Genomic DNA, 3,789 nt, shown 5'->3' with positions numbered 1-3,789 from the left:
GTTCGTAGACGGAACGCTTGGCGGTCGCCTCGCGCTCCAGTTCGCGCATCGACACAAGGTCGCTGTTGACGTCACCGCTGCGGACCTTCAGCTGCGCCAGGCGAGAGGCAAGATCCTGTTCGAGCTGGACCGCGCGCTTGAGGTCGACCTGCAGCGACGAGCCGATGCGGCGCAGCTCCGAGGCGATGCGGTCGCGTGCGCCGGCAAGCTGGGCATTGAGCGCCTGGAGTTCGGGATGACGCGGGCCGAACCGAATGGCAGCGCGGTCAGCCTCCTGCTTGAGCGATGCATATTGCGAACGCAGATCGCTCATCGAGTTGGAGTTGATCTCCTCCGGCAAGGTACCGGTGAGAACCGAATTGACGTCGACCGAACGCGCCGAGGCCGCCCGGGCATTCAGCTCCAGCGTGCGGGCGCGGGCAACCGACAGCTGCTCGTTGAGTTTCAGCATTTCGTCATCGCTGATGAGGTGGCCCTGCGCATCGACGAGATCATGGGTAGCCCTGAAATCCTCGACCTTGCGCTCGGCCGCCTCGACCCCTTTGCGCAACTCGTCAAGCCTGGCCGTCAGTTCGTCGGTGGCGCGGCCTGCCGTGTCCGACTGTATCTGGCCGAAGGTCTGCAGGAAGACATCCGTCATCGTGTTGGCGATGAGGGCCGATTTCTCGCCATTCTGCGTGGTGGCGCTGACGGTGATGACGAAGGTCTTGCCGCCGCGCTCGACCGAAAGGCTCTCGGCCAGATTGCCGACAGCAAGTGCACGGCGGCGGGTGTCGTCGACACCCCCCGGCCCGTCATTGCGCGACAGGACGGAGCGGATGAGCGACATGACGCTGAGGCCGCCGCCGCCTTGCCCATTGAATTCCGGATCGTTGACCAGATTGAGCTTGTCGACGACCTTGTTGAGAACGGTGCCTGAGGTCAGCACCCGAACCTGGTTCTCGACGATGGCCAGCGTGGCATCGGAAGCGACGACCGACTGGGTGAGGTCACGATCGGTGAGCTTCAGGTCGCGCGGGTCGACGATCAGTTCGGTGGTGGCCTCATATTTCTTCGGCGTCGACAGCGCGATGGCAAGGCCGAGCGCGGCACCCAGTATTGTCGTCGTCACGATCAGCAGCTTCGACTTGCCGACACCGCGCACGACCTGCATCGGATCGATCAGCGGCTTCCACTGCTGGCTGTCCCTGCCGTCGTTTCGGGATACCGACGCGTCGCCTGCAGCGTAAGGTTCCGATGCATGATCGGCGCGCCGGGCGCCGGCGGTTTCGGCGGCACCAATTTGTGTCCGTGGCGTCGTTTGCGCGCGATATGATGACGAAGCTTGCTCATGATCCCCGTCGGTCACGACCGGATCCGACAGTTTCGGGTTGCGCGCCTCGCGCTGCGAACGGGCGAGGCGATGACGCGTGGCGGCATCCTCGCGCCATGACGGGTCTGCCCGGTCGCCTATCGAGACCAGGGACGCGTCGGGTTCGTCGCCGCGCACAGCCTGGCCAAGCGCCAGCAATGAGCGCTCGCGCTTCCAGTCCTCGCGGTTTTCCCTGTCGACCATCGTCTTGAACTTTACCTTTGGCGACCTGCAAACGGCGCTTGGCCATTCGTTAAGCCACGCTAAACAGGCATGGAAAACAAAAGGTTAATTTTCCCGCACCGAAGCGTCGGTTTCTCGCTTCGGTTGCATCTATTTTCGACACAGGCTTAAGCCTCCAGAACGGCACGTTAAGTTTTCCCGCCTAGGCTCTCCTTGAGAAATGACGCAGGCCAGTGACATACCGCAAAGGCGGCCCCTCGCCCGGATCGGCAGCTTTTTGGCCGAACGACGGGGGCTGCTTCGCGACTATTTCTCGGCGATCAGCGGCGCCGGCGGGCGACTGGTGTTTTCGCTGGCCTATTTCATCGCGCTGGCCAACACGCTGTCCATTTCCGAATTCGGCATGTTCGCCACCGCTTCGGCGGCCGGTGTCATGCTGTCGCGCATCCTCGCCTTCGGTTTCATCTCGGCGCTCTACCGCACCGCCACCATCCGCCCCAATCTGATCGGCACCTTTTCCGCCGGCTTCCTGCTGCTCGGCGTGCTGTCGCTGCCGCTGCTGGCCGCGGCCTCGTTCGGCGTCTACCTGCTTTTCTTCGCCGACACCGTGCCGCTGTCGGTGTTTGCGGCAATCGTCTTTGCCGAAGCGCTGCTGTGGCGGCCGGTCGAGGTGGCGCTGATCGTCAACAATGGCCTGGGCAAATTCGGCCGCGCCGCGCTGCTGGCTATCCTGGCGACCGCGTTGCGGGCGCTTGGCGCGGTGCTGTTCATGTTCTCTGCGCATCACAGCGTCTGGATATGGTCGTGGTTCTATATCGGCGCCAATGCCGCCTCGCTGCTGATTGCCTTCGGCTTCTTCTACCCCCGCCAGCGGTTGCGGCTGCGCATCGAGCTCTATCTCAGGCGATTGGCCGATTCTGTCTACGTGGCCGGCGCCGAAGTGCTGTTCTACCTGCAGATGGAGTTCGACAAGCTGCTGGTGCTGGCGATCGGCGGCCCGCATCTGGCTGGCATCTACGCCATCATTATGCGGCTGGTAGACCTGACCGCCATTCCGATCCGCACCTTCTCGATGATGCTGGTGCAGCGCATGATGCGCGCACCGGAACTGTTGTCACGGCTGGCGGTCAAGAGCGGCATCGAAGGCGGTGTGTTCGCGGTCTCCACGGCAGCGCTGCTGACGCTTGGCATCGTGCTGCATTTCTTCCCCAATGCGCTCGGCAAGAATGTCGCCGAGGCCGCGCCGCTGGTCGTGCTGGCGATCTGCGTGCCTGGCTTGCGCAATCTGGTCGAATATCAGGCCGAGCTTTTGTTCGCGCGCGGCCAGACGCTGGTGCGGGCGCTCAATCTCGGTCTGCTCGCCGCACTGAAGGCGCTGCTTTTGACCTATGTGCTGACGACCATCCTCGACACGCCGAACCTGGTGCTGTCGCTCAATGTCGTCTTCCTGCTTTTGTATCTCGCCTCGACGCTGCTCACCTATTCGGCGATGCGTAAACCGGCAAAGCCCATCTAATCCAGCCCGGTCAAACGGCGGATACGGCCGATATCGGTGCCGATGAAGGATTGCATGCCGATCGCCACCTGCTCCGGCGCCATGGCGGCAACGAAGCGGCGGAACTCGTCGTCCGACAGCGCCTCGCCGGTCCAGTGCACCCGGCAGAACTCCTCCGAACCGTGGAAGTGGCCGGCACCCTGTAGCAAATCGTCGACATAGCGGCCGTAGATCATGCATTCGGAGAATTTGCGCGCCGAGCCGACGACCTCGACCCAGTTGCGACCATGGACCTTCTCGATCTCGCCGCACATGGCCAGCACGGTGTCGCGCCGCCAGGCGATCAGCGTCGAGATGTAGTCGTGGACCGATGTCCGGGACGGATCGATGCCGAGTGCCGACCCCGCGTTGCGCGACCAGATGCGATGCTCCTCATGACCTTCGTCCGCCAGCACGCCGTCGCGGCGGAACAGCCGCGCCTTGCCGTCGCGCCAGAAGGCGGCGCAGTCGAAAGGTTTGAGGAAGGCAACATCGGAATCGCAGAAGATCAGCACATCTTGAGATGCATGCGCCGAGATGGCGATGCGACGCAATTGCTGCACGTGCCAGCCACGCAGCGGCTGGGTCTTCAGGCTGAGCCAGACGCGCCGGCGAAACAGGCTGAGCGGATCATCAAATGCGTGCAGCCAGCGCGGCAGCAATTCACGCTCGTCGACGACCGTGCGGCGGCCGGTTTCCAATTGGCGAAACAGCCTGACGT

3 protein-coding genes are annotated in these 3,789 nt (G+C 63.3%); 1 reads left to right on the top strand and 2 read right to left on the bottom strand.

Features of this window, described 5'->3' with window-relative positions; all coding sequences use genetic code 11:
* Positions 1-1,555: GumC family protein (locus EN984_RS18745; protein WP_164765520.1), on the bottom strand; the 1,555-nt coding region annotated here is incomplete at its 3' end.
* 199 nt (positions 1,556-1,754) lie between these two features.
* Between EN984_RS18745 and EN984_RS18740 the strand changes: the two genes are divergently transcribed.
* Entirely contained in the window at positions 1,755-3,050 is a 1,296-nt protein-coding gene (locus tag EN984_RS18740) for a lipopolysaccharide biosynthesis protein (RefSeq protein ID WP_127272343.1), read from the top strand.
* On the opposite strand, the gene EN984_RS18735 is transcribed toward EN984_RS18740, so the two are convergent.
* Positions 3,047-3,789 (bottom strand): DUF6492 family protein (locus tag EN984_RS18735; RefSeq protein ID WP_245480081.1); only part of this gene is annotated, 743 nt, incomplete at its 5' end. The two genes, EN984_RS18740 and EN984_RS18735, sit on opposite strands and share 4 nt — an antisense overlap.

The sequence above is a fragment of the Mesorhizobium sp. M7A.F.Ca.CA.004.12.1.1 genome (assembly GCF_003997835.1).
Lineage (GTDB): Bacteria > Pseudomonadota > Alphaproteobacteria > Rhizobiales > Rhizobiaceae > Mesorhizobium.
This window is presented reverse-complemented; position numbering and strand designations above follow the sequence as displayed.